Below are 17,444 nucleotides of genomic sequence, written 5' to 3'. Positions count from 1 at the left end.
GTGGTGGCGGGGCCATCGCTGCGATCGACCGGGGTTTGTCGACCGTGATGCCCGCCGCCGGGCCATCCGACGCGAGGAGTGTGCGTGGAGTACAGCATCGACTGGGGCAACGAGGTGTGGGCCAGTCTGAAGTGGTTGGCCATCGCGTTCGCGATCTCGGCCGTGGCCATCTTGGTGATCGGGTACCTGCTGTCGCGATTCAGCCGGTGGGGCGGCCCGCTGTGGCGGGTGATCGGGGGGTTCTTCACCGACCCGAGAACCCGGGTCTGGGCGTGGGCGCTGGTCGTCGTCCTCACCCTGCTGTCGTTGCTCGGTGTGCGGCTGAGCGTCCTGTTCAGCTACTGGAGCAACGACCTGTACACGTCCCTGCAAACCGCGGCCGAGGGCATCGCGACGGGCGGGCCACAGGGAGCGGAGATGCTCCAGATCGGCAAAGACGCGTTCTGGCATTCGATCACGATCTTCGGCATCCTCGCCGCCACTCACGTCGTCCGCACCATGGTCGAGATCTATGTCGGTGCGGCTTTCGAGATCCGGCTCCGCTACTGGCTGACCGAAGGGGCGACGGGCGACTGGATGTCCGGCCGTGCCTTCTACCGCAACCGATTCGTCGACCTCAGCGCTGGACTGTTGCGGCGCAGACGATTCGGGCGCGCTAAGTCGGATCCGCAGCGACGGGCCGTCGACATCCACCCCGGCGTCGACAACCCGGACCAGCGTATCGAGGCCGACATCACCAACATCGCCACCGTCGGCTCGTCGTTGTTCTGGGGCGGCGGTGGGGTCTCGACGAACGGTGTGCTCCCGGCGTGTGCGTCCATCGTGTCGTTCTCGGTCGTGCTCTGGGACCTGTCCGGGCCGGTCACGCTGTTCGGGGTCGAGATCCCGCGCATGATGATGTGGCTGGTCCTGGTCTACGTTCTCGTCGCCAGCGTGGTCGCGTTCGCCATCGGACGCCCGCTGATCCGACTGAACTTCTGGCGCGAACGCCTCACCGCGAACTTCCGCTACGCACTCGTCCGCGTCCGTGACAGCGCGGAGAACGTCGCCTTCTACAGCGGCGAGCGCGTCGAACACAACAACCTCATGACCAGATTCCGTGCGGTCGTGAAGAACTTCTGGCAGATCATCCATGTGCAGCTGGCGTTCGTCGGATGGAACTTCAGCGCGTCGCAGCTCGCGGTGGTGTTCCCACTTCTCGTGCAGGCACCGCGGTTCTTCGACGGTCAGATCAAGCTCGGTGACATGACGCAGACCGCCAGCGCCTTCGGCGAGATGCACGACGCACTCTCGTTCTTCCGGAACGCCTACGACGATTTCACCGCTCTGCGCGCGTCGATCATCCGTCTCGACGGTCTCGCCGACGCCGATGCGCGCTCGCGGACCATGGCCGAGGTCACGACTGTGGATCGCGAACGCGCCGTTGCTCTGTCGGACGTCGACGTGAAGACCCCGAGCGGTGACGAACTCATCAGCGCGCTCAACCTCTCCCTCGCACCCGGGGCCGCTCTCGTCGTCAAAGGGCGGTCGGGCTCGGGCAAGACGACACTGCTCCGCGGCCTCGCCGGACTGTGGCCCTTCATCGACGGCGAGTTCACCCGGCCGCCGGGGGAGCACACGCTGTTCCTGTCGCAGATGCCCTACATCCCGCTGGGGGATCTGCGCACGGCGGTCGCCTACCCGGCACTGCCCGACGACGTCGGTGACGAGGCCATCAAGGCGGCGCTCGAGAAGGTCTTCCTCCCGCATCTGGCAGACCGGCTCCACGACGAGGAGGACTGGGTCAAGGTGCTCTCCCCGGGCGAGCAGCAGCGCATCGCCTTCGCGCGCATCCTGCTGACCCGGCCGCAGGCCGTGTTCATGGACGAGGCGACCTCGGCCGTGGACGAGGGGCTGGAGTACTCGCTGTACTCGCTCATCCGCACGGAGCTGCCGGAGACGATCCTGGTGTCGGTGAGTCACCGCAGCACCACCGACCAGCATCACACCGATCTGCTCGAGCTGACCGGTGGCGGCGCCTGGAATCTCGAGTCGCTGACCGAGCGTCCTTCGCTCGACAAACGGTCCTGATCTGGGGTTTTTGTCAACAGTTCACCATTCACCGGAACCGGCCGTGACGCGCGCCCGAACTGGCTAATGTGACGTGCAACACATCACTTCGGCCAGTCGAGGACTGTCATGACCGCTGCAGAGACCATCACCTTCCCCCATCAGACCGGTGTCGCAGTGGCGACGCTGCCCGCCGCGTTCCAGCAGACGGTCACCGTACGGCCCGACGCCGTCGCCATCCGTACGGTCGGTGGGCTGCAGGAGATCACGTGGACGGAGTACGCCGCGCGCGTCGAAGCCATCGCCGGGGGGCTCGCGGCCCTGGGGGTCAAGCGCGGCGACACCGTCGGGATCATGCTGACGAACCGCCCCGAGTTCCACCTCGTCGACGCCGCGGCGCTGCACCTCGGCGCGGTTCCGTTCTCGATCTACAACACGAGTTCGCCCCAACAGATCGAGTACCTCTTCGGTAACGCGGAGAACTCCGTCGTCGTCACCGAGCAGGTGTTTCTGCCCGCGATCACCGCCGCGGCGACCGGGGTGTCCACCACGATCGTCGTCGACGGCGTCGCGACGGGCGCGCTGTCGCTGGCCGATCTCGAACAGTCCCCGCCGCCGGCCGGATTCGACTTCACCGCGGCATGGCAGGCGGTGGAACCCGAGGACCTCGCGACCCTGATCTACACCTCGGGCACCACCGGCCCGCCGAAGGGCGTCGAGATCACCCATCGCAACATCGTCGCCGAGATGACGGCGCTCGCCGAGATCGTTCAGGCGGGCTTCGACGACCGTGCCATCTCGTATCTGCCCGCAGCGCACATCGCCGACCGGGTCTCCTCCCACGCCGCGAACATGATGCGCGGCATCCAGATCACCACGGTGCCCGATCCCCGGGAGATCGCCGCGGCCCTTCCCGACGTGCACCCGACGTTCTTCTTCGGGGTGCCGCGGGTGTGGCAGAAGATCCGAGCGGGGATCGAGGCGAAGTTGGCCGAGGAGTCCAGCCCGGTCAAGAAGGCGCTCGCGGACTGGGCGTTCCGCGCCGGGGCCTCGGCGGCGCAGGCCCAGATCGACGGCAAGGGCTCCGGCGGTCTCTCACACGGTCTCGCCGATCGCCTGGTGCTGCGCAAGGTCCGCTCCGCACTGGGCCTCGACCAAGTCTCCTTCGCCGGATCGGGTGCGGCCGCGATCCCACCGGAGGTGCTGAAGTTCTTCCTGGGACTCGGTATCCCGGTTCTCGAGGTCTGGGGGATGTCGGAGACCACCGGCGTCTCGACGATGACGACCAGCGACAACCTCCGGATCGGAACCGTCGGCAAACCGGTCCGCGGCATGGAGGTGCGACTGGCCGACGACGGAGAGCTCCTCGTCCGCGGACCGGTCGTGATGCGCGGCTACCGCAAACAGCCCGACAAGACGGCCGAGACGATCGATGCCGACGGCTGGCTGTCGACCGGTGACATCGCGACGATCGACGGTGACGGCAACGTGACCATCGTCGACCGCAAGAAGGAACTGATGATCAACGAGTCCGGGAAGAACATGTCGCCCACCAACATCGAGAACGCGATGAAGGCGGCGTCGTCGCTGATCGGTCAGGTCGCGGCGATCGGCGACGGCCGGCCCTATGTGTCCGCGCTCGTGGTTCTCGACCCGGATGCGGCGGCCGCGCGAGCCAAGCGACTCGACCTGTCCGGTGCCGACCTGACCGAGTTGTCCTCGCACCCCGACGTGGTGGACGAGGTGGCGGTGGCAATCCGTGCCGGAAATCGGTCACTGTCCCGCGTGGAGCAGGTCAAACGATTTACCATCGTGCCGACCGCCTGGGATCCCGGCGGCGACGAGCTCACCCCCACGATGAAGTTGCGCCGCAAGCCGATTGCGACCAAGTACGCCAGTGAGATCGGCGAACTGTACGAGGCGCAACCGGGACGTTCGGTGGTGGATCTGAGGTCGTGACCGGGGCCCGCTGCCAGACGGTCACATCGACGGCACGAGACAGGGAGAAGGAATTGGACGACCAAGCAGGTGTCGACCAGACGGCTGACCGCGAACTCGGACCCATCGACTACATCGTTGTCGAGTGGACGGGCAAGCAGCCGACCGGTGAGGCACTTCCACATCTCATCGATCTGATCGACCGCGGAATCGTGCGACTGATCGACATCGTCTTCATCACCAAGGACGCCGACGGTACGGTCGCCCGGCTCGAGATCAACTCGCTCGGCGCTGATTTCGCGATCTTCGACGGCGCGGCGACCTCCCTGCTCGACGACTCCGACCTCGCGGAGGCGGCCACGGTGATCGATCCGGGGTCGAGCGCGGCCGTCCTCGTCTGGGAGAACGCATGGGCTGCTCCGTTCGCCACGGCCGTCCGAAAGGGTGGCGGACAGCTCGTCGCTTCGGGCCGGATACCGGTGAACGCACTGCTCGCCCAACTCGATGCGGCCGACGAGGCGGCGCCGGCCGCTCCGACCGCGTAGCGCACTGCGACCACCGACCTGAAACCCCGAAAGGACAGACCATGCCAGGACTTCTCCGCGGCGTCGCCCGCACCGCCGTCATCTCCGGCACCGCGACGGCGGTGAGCAACCGGGTGTCCCGACGCCAGGCGAGCCGATGGGCCCAGCAGGGTGCCGCTCCCCAGGACCCACGGGCACAACAACAGTACGCACAACCCCAGTACGCCCCGCCGCCTCAGCAGCAGGCGCCCGCATCGACCCCGACGGACACCATCTCGGCGCTGAAGGAGCTCGGAGCCCTGTACCAGCAGGGCATCCTCACCGAGGCCGAGTTCGCCGCACAGAAGGCGAAGATCCTCGGGACCTGACCCCTCCGCTCCCTGATCCGAAAGAAGCACAGACCCAACTGGTCCCTGAGGTGCGAGGAGCGTTAGCGACGAGCCACGAAGGGCCGGGTGAGACACGTATGGAGTCCTTCGAGGCTCGCTTCGCTCGCACCTCAGTAGCTGCACCTGGCGGCCGTCGTGGACTGGAACGAACTCGTTGTGCTCGGAGCGGGCCCAATTACTGCTCCTTGAGGAGGCCGGAGCTTGCGGAGGCCGTCACGAAGGGTCTTGGTGAGATGCGTCGTCAAACCCTTCGTGGCTCGTCGCTTGCGCTCCTCGCACCTCAGGGAGCAATGGTTGTGTCGTCCTTTCGGATCAGCGAGCAGAAGGAGGCTCGCTTCGCTCGCACCTCAGGGAGTGAAACGCACTCACGACTCGTGCGGGAGTGCCTCCGCGTCGTCGATCTGCGCGAGGGCGTCCGTGCGCGACATGTCCTTCAGTGCGACACCGGATCGTCCGAGTTTCCGGGCGCCGTCGATGAGCGCGGCAGTCGTCCGCGCGGCGACGTCGTAGTGCAGACCGTCGGGCGGGTGGATGTTCGAGATGCAGTTCCGGTCGGAGTCGGCGCGTCCCGGCCGGGGGAGGTGGGTGAGATAGACGCCCAGGCTGTCGGCGACCGAGAGGCCGGGACGCTCGCCGATGATCACGATGAGCGTGCTGACGCCGAGCGCCTCGCCGATGTGATCACCGAGGGCGACGCGGGCCTCGGTCGCGATGACCGGCGGCGCGATCGAGTACCGGCCGTCGAATTGACGTAACAGTGCCGCGACCAAGCCGCCGCCGTGATCGGTGAGGGCCCGCGGTGACAGTCCGTCGGCCAGCACGATCCCGATCTCGGCGTCGGCGTGCGGGAGCTGCGAGAGATCTTCGGGTAGCCGGCCGAGGTCGGGTCGGCGCAGGTACTCGCTGCGCGTTGCCGCGCGACTCCGGACCACGATCGGGGGATCGAGGTCGAGTTCGCCGATCGCGCGCGTGAGATCCTCGACGTCGAGCGGCTCGTGGACGGCGTCGCGGGCGACTGCGTGGGCGGACTGGAACTCGAGGACCCGTTGCGACGGAAGCGAATTGCCCGCGCGTCCGAGTCCGATCCGGGCCTGTGTGCTCCGGCGCAGCTCGGTCCAGGGGTCGGGGGTCGATCGGTCATCCGCGGGTGCGGGCTGGCTCGGCGTCATCGCCCGGACGCCAGTGGCAGGAGTGGGGATTCGCCCGGATCGACCGGCAGGATGCGACCGGCGCCGTCGGTCATGCCGAGTCGCGCCAGCCAGGATTCGAACTCCGGCGCGGGCCGCAGTCCGAGTGCCTCACGGACATAGAGGGCGTCGTGAAACGACAGGCTCTGATAACCGAGCATCACGTCGTCCGCCCCGGGCACGGCGATGACGAACGCGGCGCCGGCGACGCCGAGCAGGGTGAGCAGCGTGTCCATGTCGTCCTGGTCGGCCTCGGCGTGATTGGTGTAGCAGACGTCGACACCCATCGGGAGCCCGAGCAGCTTGCCGCAGAAGTGATCTTCGAGTCCCGCGCGGATGATCTGTTTCCCGTCGTAGAGATATTCGGGTCCGATGAAGCCGACGACGGTGTTGATCAACAACGGTTTCAGCATCCGCGCCACCGCGTAGGCCCGCGTCTCCAGGGTCTGCTGGTCGACCGGCTTGCCGCCGGTGCCGAGATGCGCACCGGCCGAGAGGGCCGATCCCTGACCGGTCTCCAGGTACATCACGTTGTCGCCGACGGTTCCGCGGCGCAGCGACCGTCCCGCCTCGTCGGCCTCGCGCAAGATGTCCAGGGTCACGCCGAACCCCTTGTTGGCGCCCTCGGTGCCCGCGATCGACTGGAACACGAGATCGACTGGCACCCCCTGCTCGATGAGGTCGACCGTGGTCGTCACGTGCGACAGCACGCACGACTGCATCGGGATCTCGAAACGCTGCCGGATGTCATCGAGCATGTGGAGCAGGTCGGCGGTCGCCCGCGGCGAATCCGACGCCGGGTTGATCCCGATGACCGCGTCGCCGCAGCCCATGAGCAGGCCGTCGAGGGTCGCCGCGGCGATGCCGCGTGGGTCGTCGGTGGGGTGATTGGGCTGTAGGCGCGTCGCGATCCGGCCGGGCAGTCCGATGGTCGAGCGAAAGGCGGACGTCACCCTGGTCGCCGCCGCCACCAGGATCAGGTCCTGGTTCCTCATGATCTTCGACGCGGCGGCCACCATCTCGGGGGTCAGTCCGGGGCCGACGCGGGCGAGACGTTCACCGGCATCGGATCGGGTGGCGATCTCCAGCAGCCAGTCCCGGAACCCGCCGACGGTCAGGTCGGCGATCTCGGCGAACGCGGTCCGGTCATGGGTGTCGACGATCAGTCGGGTCACCTCGTCGGACTCGTACGGCACCAGCGGCTCGTCGAGAAATCGGCTCAGTGGCACATCGGCGAGTTGCCATGCGGCCGCGGCACGTTCGGCGTCGGAGTCGGCGGCGCAACCGGCCAGTTCATCGCCGGATCGGCGTGGGGTGGCCTTCGCCATGAGTTCGACGAGGCCGTCGAACCCATAGGTGGTGCCGGCGATCGTCTGTGTGTACTTCATCGGATCGACCGGCCGGGGAGGAGCTGAGTGCGCGTCATGATCCCCCGAAGTCTAGGTTCGGACCCGACCGGGCGCATGCCGAACGCGGGCGTCTCCTCGCACCGTCGGGGCCGAGATCGGTGCGTTCCTCACCGCCGCGAACTCACGGCGGTGAGGTCGCGGGTCACTGTGCCGCGTCGGCAGAGGACTCGAGCGTGAAACCGATCTTCAGCGTGACCTGGAAGTGCGCGATCTGACCTTCCTCGATGTGGCCGCGGGTCTCGGTGACCTCGAACCAATCGAGATGCTTGACGGTCTGCGAGGCACGCGCGATCGCGTTACGAATGGCGTCGTCGGTGCCGGTCGATGACGATCCGACCACTTCGATGACTCGATACACATTGTCCGACAAGGTAATCGCTCCAATCGTGAGAACATCAGGGCATAGTCCGCGGTGGGTCCGCCGCCCGGGCGGGCCGCCACTCCTGTCTACCCTACGATCGAGGGGTGAAACGCGGTTCGGAAATGCGGGACGTCCCCGAGAGATGCCCGTGCACGTCCGGCTCGTCGCTCGGCGACTGCTGCGGTCCCGTTCTCGCCGGTGAGCGGGCCGCGCCGACCGCAGAGACGTTGATGCGTTCGCGTTTCACCGCTTTCGCGCTCGGCGATCGGAATCATCTGCTCGCGAGCTGGCATCCCGACACCCGCCCCGCCGCACTCGATCTGGACGAGTCGATGAGTTGGTACCGCCTCGACATCGAGTCGAGTAGTGGCGGTTCACTGTTCGAGGTCGAGGGAGAGGTCACGTTCACGGCCCACTATCGGCGAGGTGCGGAGCGTGGATCGCTGCACGAGCGCAGTCGCTTCCTTCGAGCGAACGGCCGCTGGCTGTACGTCGACGGGATCGTGGGGTGAGCCGAGATCAGGCGTCGGCGTAGTCCCAGAACTGGAGCCACGTCACGTTGGCGAACACCGTCAGACACAGGAGGTAGAGGAGCAGGACCGTAGCCGCTCCCGCGATGTTGCTCCGCCAGTTGCTTCCGTCGACCGGATCGAGCCACCGCCGGAACGGGCGTGAGGCCCATGGCATCAGCCACCACTGCATGAGCGAGACGCTGACCACCTGGCTCAGCCACAGTGCCAGCCACGGCTCCGCACCGAGACGATCGAGTGTCGGGCCGAGGAACCTGGAGAGGGTCATCACGGTCGGGTACAGGACCAGCAGCACCATCATCGCCGACTTCCAATTCGGTGTCTGCAGAATCCGGCCGCGATCGGTGCGCACCGTGGTGCCGAAGGCCGTCGTGCTGGCCATCGTCTCGAAATCATGGGTCAGGCTCGAACGCAGCCCGGCGAGCGCTTCGCTGCGTCGGCTCGACGAGACCCAGGACGCCAGCTGACGGTCCGTGCGGAACCGCAACACCGACAGCGATGTCTCCTGCTGCGCATCGACGAACAGCGCGGTGCCCTCGTAACCGCCGAACTCGCTCGCCGAGTTGGTCAACACGTGTTGTGCCGCAATGAATTCGGGCACCGCTCCGGTGACGATGTCGTGCCGGAACGCGCCGACACCGGGCGGGGGCGACCGCCCGTCGACGAGTTCGAGCACGGGCGTCGCCGGTAGCCAACCGCGCGCTCGTCCGGCATCGAGCGCCGCGCGGTGACCCGAGCTGTCGAGCCAACGGTCCAGGGCGTCCTCGTCGACGAAGGTGGTGGCGACCGCCGGGTCGAAATGTCCGTCGGTCACCGCCGAGATCGCGACACCCAGACAGCCGTCGGAGTCGGTGGCCGACGCGGCGAGTGTCGCGGCCCACTCCGCGAAATCGCCGGTGTCGCCGGCGTGGAAGACCGACACCGCGATGATCGCGGTGCCTGTGGCGTCGTGGGTGGTGACGATCGTCGTGTCCTCGGGTCGCCGATTCATGGGCTGCCGGTCAGACGGTGACCCGACGCCCCTGGACGTAGACCTCGGCGATGGACGACTCGCGCAGGCCCATCAGCAGGCCGAACAGGGTCTGGTCGCGGGCGAGATCGGCATCGTCGGACCGGACGGCGTTCTCCAGCGTGGACTTCAGGGCGTCCACGGGTTCGATGACCAGGAAGTCGGCTTCCTTGCCCTCATCGAAGTTGCCGAAACGGTTCTCCATGTCGAGTGCCCGGGCCCCGCCGACGGTCCCGATGAACAGCATCTCGGCAGGGTGCATCGACACCCCGGCGTCTCCGGGCTCGGTGATGTGCTGTTTGAAGGCATCTCCGAGTACGCGCGGGACGAGCCATTCGTCGCCGCCGCCGAAATCGGTTCCGGCGGAGATGTTCACACCCGCCGCCACGGTGCGCTTCCACGGCATCGTGCCGGATCCGAGGAACAACTGAGACACCGGACAATGCGAGATCGAGGTACCGGTTTCGGCCATGCGCGCGAGTTCGGCGTCCTGGCAGTGCACGCAGTGCGCGAGGATGGTCCGCGGACCGAGCAGGCTCTTGCCGCCGACCTGCGATCCGGGCAGGAACTTCCCGTCATAGGTGTCGAGGTAGGAGTCGACCTGGTAGACCTCCTTGGTGGTGTCCACCTCTCCGGTGCCGGGACGGTTGTTCTCGTTGAGGTGGCTGTGGACGTAGACGCCCTGCTCGCGGTATTCGTCGTAGAGGTCACCGAGGTTCTTCAGCGTCTCGGTGGTCACCGAGAGAGAGAACCGCGGGACGATCGCGACGTGGAGCAGCGCCGTCCGGTAGTCGCCGGTGTCGGCGGCATGCCACTTGTCGATCTCGGCCCGGGTGAGGCGGATCGCCTCCTCCTCCGAGGTCAGCAGCGGCTTGGCGGTGTCACCGCCGACGGTCTGGATGCCGCGGCCGGCCACGATACGCAGCCCGGCCTTCTGGGTCTCGGTGAACAGGGAATCCTGGGCGTGGGGGAAGGCGGAACCGAACACCATCATCGCCGTCGTACCCGCGGCGACCCGTCGCCTGGTGAACTCGACCGCGGCGGCCTGGGCGAATTCGTGGTCGGCGAACTTGGATTCGGACGGGAAGATGCACAGATTGAGCCATTCGAGCAGTTGCCCGCCGCCGTAGGAGTCGCCGGCGTAGGTCTGCGGGAAGTGGATGTGGGTGTCGACGAAGCCCGGGATGAGATACCCGCTCGGGTGCTCGTGCGCCTCCGCGCTCGCGAATTCGGAAGGGAGCTCGGATCTCTCGCCGGCGAACTTGATCGTGCCGTCGTCGCCGACCACCAGAGCTCCGTCGGGTATCGATACCAGCGCGTCCACCGCCTCGGTGATCGCGGGACTGCCGGCGAGATGGAAGATGTGCCCGTAGTGGACGGTGTCGGTCATCGGTGCTCCTCGGGCATCGGGGTCACAAACTCGGATCGTCATCGGAGGTCCACCCGGGTGCCTGTGATCGTCCTCGGATCTCGGACGCGGTCGGCGACCAGTATCACCCGCCTCCCGTTGCACGCGCGCGCCAACCGTCGAAGTCGCCGTCTGATCGTTTCCATGTGGCGCGCGAACCGGTCGGTGCGGGCTCTCAGCTACCGGTGCGGGCCGCGATCCACTCGACGAACGGGACCGTCGCCCGCCAGTCCCGCCGCACCCGATCGACGAGTTCCGCGGAATGGATGATCTCGTCGAATCCGTAGTCCCGACCCACCGACAGCGATCGGTGGCGGAGCAGTTCGATTCGCGGGTGGGCGACGTCGTACACGCGAGGTGCGGTCTTCAGCCGGTCCCCGGCGATCTCCCAGCCGTCCCCCGTGAGCCGCCGGAGCAGGCTCTCGAGCTTGGGTCCGCTGCGGTCGTGGTCGATGGACTTCCGAATCTCGGCGAGCCGGGCCGGGGTGGCCTCGTAGAAGCCCGCGCCGACGCGAACACCCGGTGCGCCGATCTGCACGTAGTACCCGGTGGCCGGGGCCACGGCGACGAACGCGCCCTGATGGGTCTTGTACGGCGCTTTGTCCTTCGAGAACCGGACATCGCGGTGCGGTCGGAAGATCTTGGCCGGGCCGAACTCGTCGGCCAGCGCGTCGGTCAGGGCGCGGATGGGTTCGGCCACCGCGGCACGGTAGGTGGCCTTGTGGGCCTCCCAGAACACCTTGGAGTTGTCGATCTCCAGATCGTCGTAGAAGTCGAGGGCGGCCTCCGGGAACCCGGTGAAGTCTGTCATCGTCACCCCGGCAATCCGCGGCCGAATCCGACGACACCGCCGTCGGAGCGCCAGTCCAGCGAATGCACCCGGATGCGGCCCATCTCGTTGCCCCCCACGGTGACGGCGGACTCACCATCGACTGCGACGACGATGTTGGTGTGCTGTCCGAATCCCGACGACCGGTCGTAGAGCACGACGTCGCCCACTCGGGGCGGTTGCTCGCCGACCGCGTCGAACCGACCGGCGGCCTCGTAGTATTCCTGCAGCGTGTACACCCCGGGGATGCGCCAGTGACCGGAGTGGGGATTTACCAGCGGATTGCCGGCCGTCCGCATGATCCAGCTCACGAAGTTCGCGCACCACGGTTCGTCGACGCCCTCGGAGTAGAACGTCCCGGGACGCTGAGCGGTGTGTTCGTGGCGCACCGCCTCGACGACGCGTCGCTGGGCCGGCGTGAGTTCCGCGGCGTCGATCTGCGGGAACTCGGCGGTGTCCCAGGTAACCACCGTTCGGGTACGGCCCGCCATGCGACGAGACCGACGCCCGCGACGACGATCACGACCAGCGCCGCGGCGATCACCGTCCGCCGACCGCGTCGACGCACCGGGCGCATGCCCGCACCGTCTGCGGGTCGGTCGGCAGTCGTGTCGGCGCTCACCTCGACGAGTGTAGGCATCGTCCGTGGCCGCGCCTCGTTCCTCGTCCCCGCCGACGTTCGCCCGGCGCCTCGCCCGCGCGGGCGACATGCGCGCTTGGCACAATGGGCGCCGGTCGGGGGGCCAAGGCGATTCAAGGAGCGAACGCGGTGGACGAGTCAGATCACGAGCCGATCCTGCGTGCCGGGGACACGTGCCGGGAGATCGCGACCGCCGACCGCGTCGCATGCATCGTCGACGCGGCGGACTACTTCCTGCACGCGAAGTCGGCGTTGCTGCAGGCCCGGCGCCGCATCGTCCTCATCGGTTGGGACGTGGACACCCGGATCCGGCTCGATCCGCGGACCGCCGACGACGAGGTCCCCGACGTGCTCGGTGACTTCCTGAGGTGGCTCATCGACAACCGTCCGGAACTGGAGATCCACGTCCTGCGCTGGAGCACCGGCGCGTTCACCGGAATCCTGCGCGGAGTCGCGCCGCCCTTCGTCCAGGATCTGCTCACCGGCCGTCGTCTGCACTACCGGATCGACGCCGCCCACCCCGTCTCCGCCGCGCATCATCAGAAGATCGCGGTGATCGACGACCAGTTCGCGTTCTGTGGCGGCATCGACATGACGGTGAACCGGTGGGACACTTCGGAACATCTGTCGCACAACGAGTTTCGCCGGGATCCCGATGACCGGCCGCATGGGCCCTGGCATGACGTCACGGTCGCCCTCGACGGCGACGCCGCGCGCGTGGTCGCGTCTGTCGCGCTCGACCGGTGGGAGGCCGCCACCGGCGAGAGCCTCAAACCCCTCGTCGACACCGACGGCCCCGACATCTGGCCGACGGATCTCGACGTCACGTTCACCGACTGCGACGTCGCGGTGGCCCGGACGATTCCGCAGTACGACGACCGGCCCCAGGTCGAGGAGATCCGGCGCCTGTACCGTGCGGCCTTCGCCGCGGCCCGCCGCACGATCTACATCGAGAGCCAGTACCTGGCGGCGCGCGAGGTCGCGGACGCGCTGGCGGAACGACTCGCCGAGCCCGACGGGCCCGAGATCGTCCTGGTGCTGCCGAGGCATGCGGACAGTCCGGTGGAACGGCTCGCCATGGACGGTGCGCGGCACAAATTGCTGCAACTCCTGTGGCGCGCCGACAAGTACGACAGATTCCGCGCCTTCTACCCCGTGACGGCCGAGGGGGACCCGATCTACGTGCACGCCAAGGTGCTCATCGTCGACGACGTCCTCCTGCGCATCGGATCCTCGAACCTCAACAACCGGTCGCTCGGATTCGACAGCGAGTGTGACGTCGCCATCGAGGCCGATCCGAACGACCCTGCCGACGGGGACCTGCGCGAGACGATCCTGTCCATGCGCACGCGGTTGTTGTCCGAGCATCTGGGCGTCGACCACGAGGTGTTCGACGATACTGTGGCACAGGAGAACTCACTCGTCGGGGCGGTCGATCGGTTGACCGGCCCGGGCCGGACACTCGAGGCATTCGATCACGAGACGATCGACGGCGAGGAGTCTGTCATCGCGGAGAACGAACTCGTGGACCCGGAGGACGCGCGGATCGGCACGATCGACCGCATCTACCGCGCGGTGATCCGTCGAGGCACGCGGAACCTGCTGCGGCGCTGACGTCACATCCGCGTGCGGGCCGCCTCGATGGCGGGGGCGATGACCTCGGCGAGGTCGGAAGCGACGTCGCGATCGCCCTCCGGGGGCATCGCGATGTAACTCAGCGCCATCCTGGTGATCGCGCGCGAGATCCGCACGACGTCGGACTCCGGCATCGACAGCCACTCGGACTCGCGGAAGGCCTCGGCCAGCCGGTCGGCGGCCGTGGTGATGATCGGTGCCGCATCGGTGGTGATCAGCTTCATCAGATCGGGTTTGGCCTCGCCGGACAGCAGCGAGGCGATCAGCGGGTCGGTGGCGACTCCGGCGAAGAATTCACCGAAACCCTTGTGCAGGGCCTCGGTGACGTCGTCGACGGAACTCGCCAAGGAATCTGCGACATGGCCGGCGAAACGGCCCGCCAACCGCACCGCGTAGCCCTGCGCGAGGCCGTAACGGGAGCCGAACTCGTTGTAGACGGTCTGGCGGCTGACCCCCGTCGCGGCGGCGACATCGGACATGCGCACCGCCGCCCAGTCCCGGTCCAGCAGCAGGTCGTGCAGTCCGTCGAGAAGCGAATTGTGCAGCAGGGCTTTGCTGTCCTGCGCATAGTTGCGAGTCGTCATCCGTGCGCACCGACCGGCTGGAGAGATGACTCGATCTCGGCGCGCAGGGATCGTCCCGAGCCGCCCCTGCCCAGGCAGACCGCGCCGACGAGACGACTTCCGGCGAAAGCCCGCACGACAGAGCAGGAGTCGTCCAGGTCGACCTCCACACGATCTCCCGATGTCGGCCACCCGACGATCTGGATGTTGGTCGTGTACTGCATCGTCCAGGCCAGTGGCACACGCGGTACCGCAGTGCTGATGCCGGTGTCCAGCCCGAGGTCGGCGGCGATCGTCATGGCGACCAGTCTGCCGTGCTCGGTCGCGGTGAGCCACTGCTCGGCACGCATCGGTGCGCCCGTCAACGGATGGGGCCGCGCCGCGACGTCGCCGGCCGCGTAGACGCCGGGGACCCCGGTTCGCAGCGAATCGTCGACGACGATCCCGGCCGCATCGACGGGAATCCCTGCGCTGCGCGGCAATTCGAGATCGGGCTCCATTCCGATCGCGCTGATCACCGTTCCGGTCAAGGTCCGCCCGTCCGCCAACGTCACGGACTCGGCGGTGATCGTTGTGGGCACCACGCCGGTGAGGATCTGCACCCCGCGTTCCCGGTGCAGGGTCGCCACCGCCTCGGCCACCGTTGCCGGAACGACCCGTGACAACAGCGACGTCTCGCGCTCGATGACGGTGACGCGCGAACCGTCTCCGGTCGACGCCACGGCTCCGGCGATCTCCAGTCCGATCAGTCCGCCGCCGAGAACGATCACCGGCCCGTCCTGGATCGCGTGCCGGAGCTCGGCCGCGTCGTGCCGGGTGCGCAGGGCGAGCGGGGACGACGTCGTGCCGGGGAGTCGCCGGGCACGCCCTCCGGTGGCCAGGACCAGCGCGTCGTAATCCACTTGGGAGGAGTCGGCGAGGCAGACCCGCCGCGACGAGGTGTCGACGTCGGCGACGCGCGTCGAGGTCACGATCTCGATGCCCCGATCCGACCAGTACCCGGGCGGACGGAGCGTGATCTTGGCGTCCGTCAGGTCGCCGTCGACGAGGTTCTTGCTCAGCGCCGTTCGTCGGTAGGGGAGTTGTGGCTCGTCCCCGAACACGGTGATTGTTCCGTCGAAACCGTTGGAACGCAGCGACTCCGCAGCCGTGATGCCGGCTACGCCGGCGCCGACGATCACCACCGAACCGCCCCGGGTGGTGCCGGCGCTCACGGACGGGCCACCTCGACCATCTCGAAATCGGCCTTGGCAGCACCGCAGTCCGGGCAGCTCCAGTCGTCGGGGATGTCGGCCCAGCGGGTGCCCGGCTCGATGCCGTCCTCCGGCCAGCCGAGCTCTTCGTCGTACTCGAAACCGCAGACCTCACAACGGAAGAGCTTGAAGTTCATCGCACAGAGTTCCCTTCGCTGATTTCATCCGGCCCGCTCGCTTCGCTCTCGGCGCCGCTGGGGTCATTCGGCCCGCTCGCTTCGCTCCCGGCGCCGAGATCATCCGGCCCGCTCGCTTCGCTCCCGGCGCCGAGGAAGTCGATCTTCTCCCGCACGCCGCAGTCGGGGCACGGCCAGTCGTCGGGAATCGTGGCCCAGGGCGTGCCGGGCGGGAATCCCTCCCGGGGAGCGCCGACGGTCTCGTCGTAGACGTAATCGCAGACCGGACAACGGAAGGTGCTCATCGCGGCGACACCCCGTGCTCGGCCAGGACGCGTTCGCGGCGGTGCGGTGCGATGTTGATCCGTTCGACGTCTCCGTCGTAGTGGTCGAGCACCCGCTTGTCCATCACCCGCCGCCAGATCGGCGGGAAGTAGGCGAGCGTGATCATGCTCGCGTATCCGCTCGGCAGGTTGGGCGCGCCGTCGAAGCTGCGCAGCGTCTGGTACCTCCGGGTGGGGTTCGCATGGTGATCGCTGTGGCGCTGGAGGTGGTACAGGAAGATGTTGGTGCAGATGTGGTCGGAGTTCCAGCTGTGCTCGGGCGTGCACCGCTCGTAGCGGCCGGTCCGCGTCTTCTGGCGGAGTAGACCGTAGTGCTCGAGGTAGTTCACGGTCTCCAGCAGTGAGAAACCGTAGACGGCCTGGATCACGAGGAAGGGGAGGATCTCCCAGCCGAAGATCGCGGTGAGCGCCCCCCACAGCACGATCGACATCGCCCATGCGTTGAGGACGTCGTTGCTCGGATGCCAGAAGGGCTTGCCCGCCCGCTCGAGGCGTTTGCGCTCGAGTTCGACGGAGGACGTGAGGCTTCCCCAGACGCTACGGGGGAGGAAGCGCCAGAACGACTCTCCGAAACGGGAGCTGGCCGGATCTTCGGGCGTCGCGACCCGCACGTGGTGCCCACGGTTGTGCTCGATGTAGAAGTGACCGTAAAACGTCTGGGCGAGAGTGATCTTCGACAACCAGCGTTCCAGATCGTCCTTCTTGTGCCCCAGTTCGTGAGCGGTGTTGATTCCGATCCCGCCCATCGCGCCGATCGACAGCGCCAGCCCGATCTTCGACGCGAGCCCGAGCCCGCCGTCGATGCCGAGCCAACTGAGGTCGTCGGCCGTCCACAGGTAGCAGGCCATCACGAGACTCGCGAGCTGGAACGGGATGTACACGTACGTGCAGTAGCGGTAGTACTTGTCGTTCTCCAGCTGCTCCATCAGCTCTTCGGGCGGATTCGATCCGTCGGGCCCGAAAAACACGTCGAGGATCGGGAGCAGGACGTAGACGAGTAGCGGCCCGATCCACCACCACACCGGCGACACGACGTCGAAACCATGGCCGATCGCATTGAAGCCGGCGACGAGACCCATTGCGAGAAAGATCGACGTCGGTGGGATCAGGCCGAGCAGCCAAAGATGGCGTTTGCGGTCCTTCCACTCGGCGGCGGAGTCATCCGCGGTGAACGGGGTCGGTGCGGTACTCATACGCGCTCCTGTCTGGGCGGGCTGTGTTCTACGCCACTAGACATTAACCGCGACAATGTCTGTTGTC

General features: G+C 67.4%; 16 protein-coding genes and 2 pseudogenes. 6 read left to right on the top strand and 12 right to left on the bottom strand.

Annotated elements, in window-relative coordinates:
- Window positions 1-84 precede the first annotated feature (84 nt).
- The 4 genes from MVF96_RS14560 (at window position 85) to MVF96_RS14545 (ending at window position 4,879) form a co-directional block, all read left to right on the top strand.
- Window positions 85-2,070, top strand: coding sequence for an ABC transporter ATP-binding protein/permease (locus tag MVF96_RS14560; RefSeq protein WP_165629929.1), 1,986 nt, complete (start codon window positions 85-87; stop codon window positions 2,068-2,070).
- Window positions 2,071-2,178: 108 nt separating this feature from the next.
- On the top strand, window positions 2,179-4,008 hold the full coding sequence (locus MVF96_RS14555; protein WP_165629930.1) for an AMP-dependent synthetase/ligase: 1,830 nt from the start codon (window positions 2,179-2,181) through the stop codon (window positions 4,006-4,008).
- 53 nt (window positions 4,009-4,061) lie between these two features.
- Window positions 4,062-4,532, top strand: coding sequence for a DUF6325 family protein (locus MVF96_RS14550; protein ID WP_065632357.1), 471 nt, complete (start codon window positions 4,062-4,064; stop codon window positions 4,530-4,532).
- 41 nt (window positions 4,533-4,573) lie between these two features.
- Window positions 4,574-4,879 (top strand): SHOCT domain-containing protein, encoded by a 306-nt coding sequence (locus MVF96_RS14545; RefSeq protein ID WP_165629931.1) that lies wholly within the window; start codon window positions 4,574-4,576, stop codon window positions 4,877-4,879.
- Between the two features lie 386 nt (window positions 4,880-5,265).
- Here MVF96_RS14545 and eutC read toward each other — a convergent pair whose 3' ends face one another.
- The 3 genes from eutC to MVF96_RS14530 all read right to left on the bottom strand — a co-directional run bounded on the left by eutC (window position 5,266) and on the right by MVF96_RS14530 (window position 7,866).
- Window positions 5,266-6,069 carry an ethanolamine ammonia-lyase subunit EutC gene (gene eutC, locus MVF96_RS14540; protein WP_137808514.1) on the bottom strand — a complete coding sequence of 268 codons (804 nt, stop codon included), beginning with the start codon at window positions 6,067-6,069 and terminating at the stop codon, window positions 5,266-5,268.
- Window positions 6,066-7,475 (bottom strand): ethanolamine ammonia-lyase subunit EutB, encoded by a 1,410-nt coding sequence (locus tag MVF96_RS14535; protein WP_226513513.1) that lies wholly within the window; start codon window positions 7,473-7,475, stop codon window positions 6,066-6,068. Before MVF96_RS14535 ends, eutC begins: the two co-directional genes overlap by 4 nt.
- Window positions 7,476-7,638: 163 nt before the next feature.
- Window positions 7,639-7,866, bottom strand: coding sequence for a dodecin (locus MVF96_RS14530; RefSeq protein ID WP_065632361.1), 228 nt, complete (start codon window positions 7,864-7,866; stop codon window positions 7,639-7,641).
- A 113-nt stretch (window positions 7,867-7,979) separates the two neighbouring features.
- Here MVF96_RS14530 and MVF96_RS14525 point away from each other — a divergent pair, with 113 nt between their 5' ends.
- Window positions 7,980-8,369 carry a YchJ family protein gene (locus tag MVF96_RS14525; protein WP_247452112.1) on the top strand — a complete coding sequence of 130 codons (390 nt, stop codon included), beginning with the start codon at window positions 7,980-7,982 and terminating at the stop codon, window positions 8,367-8,369.
- Window positions 8,370-8,376: 7 nt separating this feature from the next.
- Here the strand turns inward: MVF96_RS14525 and MVF96_RS14520 are convergent, their stop codons facing one another.
- From MVF96_RS14520 to MVF96_RS14505, 4 genes and pseudogenes are all read right to left on the bottom strand, one after another.
- The gene (locus MVF96_RS14520; protein ID WP_159371934.1) at window positions 8,377-9,309 is read right to left on the bottom strand and encodes an antibiotic biosynthesis monooxygenase; all 933 of its coding nucleotides are present in this window, start codon (window positions 9,307-9,309) and stop codon (window positions 8,377-8,379) included.
- 79 nt (window positions 9,310-9,388) lie between these two features.
- Window positions 9,389-10,786, bottom strand: coding sequence for an amidohydrolase family protein (locus MVF96_RS14515; RefSeq protein ID WP_159371003.1), 1,398 nt, complete (start codon window positions 10,784-10,786; stop codon window positions 9,389-9,391).
- 193 nt (window positions 10,787-10,979) lie between these two features.
- On the bottom strand, window positions 10,980-11,615 hold the full coding sequence (locus MVF96_RS14510; RefSeq protein WP_247449475.1) for a DUF2461 domain-containing protein: 636 nt from the start codon (window positions 11,613-11,615) through the stop codon (window positions 10,980-10,982).
- Window positions 11,616-11,617: 2 nt separating this feature from the next.
- Window positions 11,618-12,210: pseudogene (locus MVF96_RS14505) on the bottom strand (CHAP domain-containing protein).
- A gap of 147 nt (window positions 12,211-12,357) precedes the next feature.
- Between MVF96_RS14505 and MVF96_RS14500 the strand changes: the two are divergent.
- Window positions 12,358-13,887 (top strand): phospholipase D-like domain-containing protein, encoded by a 1,530-nt coding sequence (locus tag MVF96_RS14500; RefSeq protein ID WP_413466941.1) that lies wholly within the window; start codon window positions 12,358-12,360, stop codon window positions 13,885-13,887.
- Between the two features lie 2 nt (window positions 13,888-13,889).
- Here the strand turns inward: MVF96_RS14500 and MVF96_RS14495 are convergent, their stop codons facing one another.
- From MVF96_RS14495 to MVF96_RS14475, 5 genes and pseudogenes are all read right to left on the bottom strand, one after another.
- Window positions 13,890-14,492: a TetR family transcriptional regulator gene (locus MVF96_RS14495; protein ID WP_226513511.1), complete on the bottom strand. Its 603-nt coding sequence runs from the start codon at window positions 14,490-14,492 to the stop codon at window positions 13,890-13,892.
- Window positions 14,489-15,685, bottom strand: a complete 1,197-nt coding sequence (locus MVF96_RS14490; RefSeq protein ID WP_247449473.1) for an NAD(P)/FAD-dependent oxidoreductase — start codon at window positions 15,683-15,685, stop codon at window positions 14,489-14,491. The genes MVF96_RS14495 and MVF96_RS14490 overlap by 4 nt, the downstream gene beginning before the upstream one ends.
- The gene (locus MVF96_RS14485) at window positions 15,682-15,861 is read right to left on the bottom strand and encodes a rubredoxin (RefSeq protein WP_058251790.1); all 180 of its coding nucleotides are present in this window, start codon (window positions 15,859-15,861) and stop codon (window positions 15,682-15,684) included. The genes MVF96_RS14490 and MVF96_RS14485 overlap by 4 nt, the downstream gene beginning before the upstream one ends.
- A 113-nt stretch (window positions 15,862-15,974) precedes the next feature.
- Window positions 15,975-16,145, bottom strand: a pseudogene (locus MVF96_RS14480) (rubredoxin); the annotation flags it as partial.
- Window positions 16,142-17,377: an alkane 1-monooxygenase gene (locus MVF96_RS14475; RefSeq protein ID WP_205332986.1), complete on the bottom strand. Its 1,236-nt coding sequence runs from the start codon at window positions 17,375-17,377 to the stop codon at window positions 16,142-16,144. The gene MVF96_RS14475 and the pseudogene MVF96_RS14480, both read right to left, overlap by 4 nt.
- Between the last annotated feature and the right edge of the window lie 67 nt (window positions 17,378-17,444).

Origin of the sequence: Gordonia hongkongensis (assembly GCF_023078355.1) — a bacterium.
GTDB classification, from domain to species: Bacteria; Actinomycetota; Actinomycetes; order Mycobacteriales; family Mycobacteriaceae; genus Gordonia; species Gordonia hongkongensis.
This window is presented reverse-complemented; position numbering and strand designations above follow the sequence as displayed.

What these genes read in the sequence shown, in the direction of transcription:
- MVF96_RS14515 (WP_159371003.1), bottom strand. Translation starts at nt 10,786, where the DNA reads ATGACCGACACCGTCCACTACGGGCACATCTTCCATCTCGCCGGCAGT.
- MVF96_RS14485 (WP_058251790.1), bottom strand. Translation starts at nt 15,861, where the DNA reads ATGAACTTCAAGCTCTTCCGTTGTGAGGTCTGCGGTTTCGAGTACGAC.
- MVF96_RS14525 (WP_247452112.1), top strand. Translation starts at nt 7,980, where the DNA reads ATGCGGGACGTCCCCGAGAGATGCCCGTGCACGTCCGGCTCGTCGCTC.
- MVF96_RS14510 (WP_247449475.1), bottom strand. Translation starts at nt 11,615, where the DNA reads ATGACAGACTTCACCGGGTTCCCGGAGGCCGCCCTCGACTTCTACGAC.
- eutC (WP_137808514.1), bottom strand. Translation starts at nt 6,069, where the DNA reads ATGACGCCGAGCCAGCCCGCACCCGCGGATGACCGATCGACCCCCGAC.
- MVF96_RS14535 (WP_226513513.1), bottom strand. Translation starts at nt 7,475, where the DNA reads ATGAAGTACACACAGACGATCGCCGGCACCACCTATGGGTTCGACGGC.
- MVF96_RS14555 (WP_165629930.1), top strand. Translation starts at nt 2,179, where the DNA reads ATGACCGCTGCAGAGACCATCACCTTCCCCCATCAGACCGGTGTCGCA.
- MVF96_RS14495 (WP_226513511.1), bottom strand. Translation starts at nt 14,492, where the DNA reads ATGACGACTCGCAACTATGCGCAGGACAGCAAAGCCCTGCTGCACAAT.
- MVF96_RS14500 (WP_413466941.1), top strand. Translation starts at nt 12,358, where the DNA reads ATGGGCGCCGGTCGGGGGGCCAAGGCGATTCAAGGAGCGAACGCGGTG.
- MVF96_RS14475 (WP_205332986.1), bottom strand. Translation starts at nt 17,377, where the DNA reads ATGAGTACCGCACCGACCCCGTTCACCGCGGATGACTCCGCCGCCGAG.
- MVF96_RS14545 (WP_165629931.1), top strand. Translation starts at nt 4,574, where the DNA reads ATGCCAGGACTTCTCCGCGGCGTCGCCCGCACCGCCGTCATCTCCGGC.